The sequence below is a fragment of the Moorena sp. SIO2C4 genome (genome assembly GCF_010672485.1).
In the GTDB taxonomy this organism is placed as follows: domain Bacteria; phylum Cyanobacteriota; class Cyanobacteriia; order Cyanobacteriales; family Coleofasciculaceae; genus Moorena; species Moorena producens.
In genome coordinates this window covers 1-4649 of record NZ_JAAHGN010000594.1, presented here as the reverse complement: position 1 = coordinate 4649, position 4649 = coordinate 1, and the positions used below count along the sequence as shown (strand labels likewise).

Genomic DNA, 4649 nt, shown 5'->3' with positions numbered 1-4649 from the left:
TACTTTATTTAGCTGTAGCTTGTAGGGTGGGCAAAAACAGTTTGGTTCTTGTGACTATTCGAGATTAGATTAATTTGCCCACCCTACTTTATTGAGCTTGTAGGGTGGGCAAAAACAGTTTGGTTATTGTGACTATTCGAGATTAGATTAATTTGCCCACCCTACTTTATTTAGCGCACTCGTGCCAATATCGCTTCCATCTGTTGTAGGGGCACGGCACCAGAGAAGGCTTCACCATTCATAACAAAGAAGGGTGTGCCGCTCAGTCCCAATATTTCTGCTAGCTGCATGTCTTCTGCAATAGCACGATCAGCTGCGTTCCGATCTCGGTTAAACTCCTCTAGGTCTAAATTTAGGTCTTGGGCAATGGCAAGATATAACTCTTCTCCTAATTGCTTTTGATTGGCGAAGAGGGCATCATGGTACTGCCAGAATTTGCCTTGTTGAGTGGCGGCCCAAGCTGCTTGAGCGGCTGGCAGGGCTTGGGAATGAATGCTGGTAAGGGGGAAGTGTTTGTAAACTAAGGTGACTTCATCACCATGGTTTGCTATAAACTGGTTGACGGTGTCGTGAGCTCTGGCACAGAAGGGACACTGAAAGTCTGAGAATTCTACTAGCACAATTTTATCTTCAGTGGAGCCAGTCGCGGGAGAGGAACCAATGAAGGCTTGGGGATTGGTTTTGAAGCCCTGCAAGATTGCTTGCTGTTGCTGCTGGCTTTCCCGTTCCAGTTGCTGCTGGTATCTCTGGACCGATTCTAGGATTACTTCTGGGTGGTTGCGGATGACTTCGAGTATTTGTTGTTCTAGTTGAGGACTAATCTTGGAGGCTGCTGTGGCTGGCAGTGACCAGGTTGAGAAGCACAGGAGTAGTACTAATCCTGTCAGTGATAGGGCTTTCTGGAAAATGCTAAGGAGCTTAGTGAACATGATTGTCTTAAATGGAACCAAGGCATAGGGTATCTCACATCAGGCAACATCGGCAACGGATTGGTATAGCGCTACGGGCAAGGCAATAGGCATGCTAGCAATAGGCAAAAGTTTACTAAAACAGCTTTTGAGCTTGTATCAATGTCAAACACCTTAATGGGTAGTGCTATAAGGGATAGATTAATAGATGGGAGTGTCGGGAGTGTGGAGATGTTATTATAATTTTTGCCTAATTCCATGCATTGAGATGCACCCTCCAGACGTAATCCTGGCATCCCATAAAACAGGAAGATGTCTTCCTCTGTGGAAGACATCTATAAACTTCTTGATAGTCTTATTCTCTCTCAAGAAATCTATTATAAATCAGGGTTATTTGCACAAAATGTATTGATGTTTGTGGTCAGTAAAATAGCTCCACATACGACGCAAGTCGTTAGTACCAGTGTTAAATTTATGATCGATATCATTAACTCCTGTCACATACCAGCCAGACCATGAACCATTGAACCATTGAATTTTATAGGCAACAACATCACCCCCTAAAATCTGATGGTCGATCTCTGTATTTAGTCCTTTATACCATCCAGGATTTTTTCCAGTTGGAGGTAGACCAGACTCATCAGATCCTTGCAATGTACAAGCAGCTTGAGTGCGAAGTTCATGTTGGATGCAGTCACGTCTACTACACCCATTAGCGGCAAAGGCAGGCTGGGCTGGCAATATGGTTATTGCTGCAAGAATCAAACAACTTAAAACGATCAAGATACTCTTTTTTTGATTACTCATGACTCTGGTTTACTTTTTACTTCAATTAGGTACTCACGGATGCAAATCAGGTGAATAAATCTCACTGACCTTGAACCCTCTTCTAATATCTAAAAAGTATTCCTAGATCGGCAGTACCCTTAAGGGTACTATTGCCAGGAAAGAAAAATTCCTGGGAAGACCACAGGCGGGAAATGAAACAGGCAAGATGCCTGTTCCGCCTCGTGGCCAGGGTTGGGACAGACCGCCGGGAAATGAAACAGGCAAGATGCCTGTTCCACCAACAGGCTCATTCCACCCACCGGGTCAAACAGAATCCCCCAAATTCAATTCGGGGGAGTAGCTTATGGTAAGCATTCAGCCCTCAGCCCTCAGCCCTCAGCCCTCAGCGGTTGGCCTTTAGCTGAAAGCTGATAGCTGATAGCTGATAGCTGATAGCTGATAGCTGATAGCTGATAGCTGATAGCTGAAAACTGAGAGCTGAGAGCTTACGGCTCAAGTCATGATTTATTCCGATTGCAACGGTGCATCCAACACTTTAGTAATGCGATCGCGTGCGCCTTCTAAGTGGGCTAAGCTAGCAGTATCAAGGTTTTTCCCTTGTTTGTTCAAGGTCTTTGCGATCGCATCCCGCAATTGACGGAGTTTATACCGGGCTAACACCCGAGCATCCTCGGGAGTATTAAAGGTTTGGATAGCAATAATAAATTCAGGGAAGGTGCGGGCACTTTCTAGACTATTGGAATTGCGCAGTGCCATGTTCACTAAAAGACTCATATACTGCCGTTGCAATCCCCGACGCAAGCTAGAGATTGGCTCAATCTTAGCGTTACTATCTAGTTTCCAGATGCTATCTTGAACGGTGTCAAACACTTCTGCCATGGTCAAGGCTTCCCCAGAGCTAGTTTTCAGTTGAGCATCCCGCAAACGAGCCAGCCGTTCTGATGAAAATAAATCCCCCAGCACAATGGTTTGAACTAACATCACTCGCTCATGAATGGGATAATCTAGGGGGAAAATAGTGGTAAAAGCACCCCAGTGAGTCCAGCGAGATGGGGCTAACTGGTTCAGTAGTTGGGGTGAGAAGTTAAAGGTATCTTCAGCAAACATATACTCCCCGAGCATGGCTAAAGCCTGACGCTGTTTTTCCACAGGGATGGGTTCAAAGGGGAGTGTGCCAGTCTTGCCACCAGTGTAGTTTCGATTAAAGGTTTGTCCCCCAATATAACCAGTAAGGGACATAGCGTTATCAAAGAAATAGGAGAAGACCGTATCAAAGCGATCGCGTAAATCCCCAGCACTTTCTTCAGGCAGCAGGTAACTGGTGTTCAAGCGTTTCCAAATTCCCTTAGCATTCTCCATTTGCCACTGAGAGTAGCGCAATGGATCACCACTAAGGTCCCAAACCTTAGCTTCTGGGTCAATAAAATCGAAAGTATCCTCATCTGTAGCATAGGATAGTCCCATTTCGGACCCTTCAGCCGCAATTTTGCGCAGTGTGCGTAATTCTTGTTGAGGAGTTAGAGCATCAATAGGAGTGTAGCCATACTTAATCACCCACTTATCATAGGGACCAACCACTGTCGAGAAATAATCTCCCTGTTCCATTCCCTCTGGCGCTAGATTAACTGGCACATAATCCATTACTGACGCCACTAGCCCTTGGTTGCGGGTAATCTCAATATTATTCAATTCCTCTGGACTCAACATGGTGCTGCCCCGGAAATTGTGGCGCAATCCCAGAGTATGACCCACTTCGTGAGCCGTCAGGTAGCGCAAATACTGCTCGATGAAGGTTTTCATTTCCTCACCACTGGGCAACTGGTGGTTTACCATCGATAGAGACAATGCTCCAAACTTAGCTTGCTGAGCTGATACCATCCCAAAACAGAACTCATGGTCTGGGACTTGGGTTAGTCCGGTTAGGAATTGCCCAGCTGGTAGGGTCAACTGAGCCGCTTTGCCAGGATTGCTCTTGAGGATTTCCTGCCATTTGAGGTAAGGACTTTTGATGCCATTACTACACAGGGAACCATTAAACGGGAATTGGGATAACCCAGATAATGCCTGGGATTGAGGCTGGGAAGCAATAGCCTGGTATTCCGCTTTGATCCAGCGCACCGCATTAGCATCAATAATCACGTCTGCATCCAAGATTTCCCCAGTCAAGGGGTTCACTCGGGATGGTCCCATAGCGATAATGCCTGGGAATGAGGGAAAAGAATTCGACCAGCGAATGGTGTTATAGCGAATATCAGCCGGGTCCCAGGTCGCATCATCTGGCATTTGCCGCACTTCAATGGCATTGTCAAACCCTGCCTCCCGAAACGCTTCATTCCACATCAAAATCCCCTCCCGAATTGCATCTCGGTACTCTAGAGGTACAGTATTTTCAATCCAAAATACAATCGGTTCTTTTGGGGGGGATACAGTAGCAGTAGGGTCTTGTTTTTCTAAATTCCAGCGCCTGATATAACGGATAAAGGGCTGTTTGCGGTTTTGATTGGATAGATTTTGATAAGCACTGATGAAATAGCCTACCCGTTCATCCGCTAGTCGATGACGGTAACCATTGTTAGTCGGTAGTTGAGAAAAGCTATAGCGGACACTAAGATTAAAAGCCCGTTGATCTGGCAGACTCCTTAAGGGAAAGAATAAATCTCCTCCACCAGAAAAGCCATAAACCGACTCAATCTCTACATTCAACGGAAATGCTTGAGCGTCACTGACATAGGATTTTTGAGGGTCTACTCCATAACTGCCTCCTAATATCCAAGGAAAAGCCGATGCTAGTCCAGAGAAAGACCCATCGCTGACTAGGAGTGGTGTTAAATCCACCAACAGAGTTTTTCGTTCTGGATGAATACTGGTAATGGGCAGGGAATATAGCACCGAATCACTAAAAGAACGCTTAACAGAACGCTCTTGGGGGTCACCGGGTCGAGTACGGAAGTA

5 protein-coding genes are annotated in these 4649 nt (G+C 45.9%); 1 reads left to right on the top strand and 4 read right to left on the bottom strand.

Going from position 1 to position 4649, the window contains the following annotated elements:
• Nucleotides 1-170: 170 nt before the first annotated feature.
• The 3 genes from F6K20_RS25220 to F6K20_RS25210 all read right to left on the bottom strand — a co-directional run bounded on the left by F6K20_RS25220 (nt 171) and on the right by F6K20_RS25210 (nt 1715).
• The gene (locus F6K20_RS25220; protein ID WP_008180566.1) at nt 171-929 is read right to left on the bottom strand and encodes a DsbA family protein; all 759 of its coding nucleotides are present in this window, start codon (nt 927-929) and stop codon (nt 171-173) included.
• 71 nt (nt 930-1000) lie between these two features.
• A complete protein-coding gene (locus tag F6K20_RS25215; protein WP_131827129.1) occupies nt 1001-1243 on the bottom strand; it encodes a hypothetical protein in 243 nt (80 codons plus the stop codon).
• Nucleotides 1244-1298: 55 nt separating this feature from the next.
• The gene (locus F6K20_RS25210) at nt 1299-1715 is read right to left on the bottom strand and encodes a hypothetical protein (protein ID WP_008180569.1); all 417 of its coding nucleotides are present in this window, start codon (nt 1713-1715) and stop codon (nt 1299-1301) included.
• Between the two features lie 173 nt (nt 1716-1888).
• Between F6K20_RS25210 and F6K20_RS25205 the strand changes: the two genes are divergently transcribed.
• Nucleotides 1889-2047 carry a hypothetical protein gene (locus F6K20_RS25205; protein ID WP_287296460.1) on the top strand — a complete coding sequence of 53 codons (159 nt, stop codon included), beginning with the start codon at nt 1889-1891 and terminating at the stop codon, nt 2045-2047.
• A 154-nt stretch (nt 2048-2201) separates the two neighbouring features.
• Here F6K20_RS25205 and F6K20_RS25200 read toward each other — a convergent pair.
• Nucleotides 2202-4649 (bottom strand): zinc-dependent metalloprotease (locus F6K20_RS25200; RefSeq protein ID WP_287296459.1); only part of this gene is annotated, 2448 nt, incomplete at its 5' end.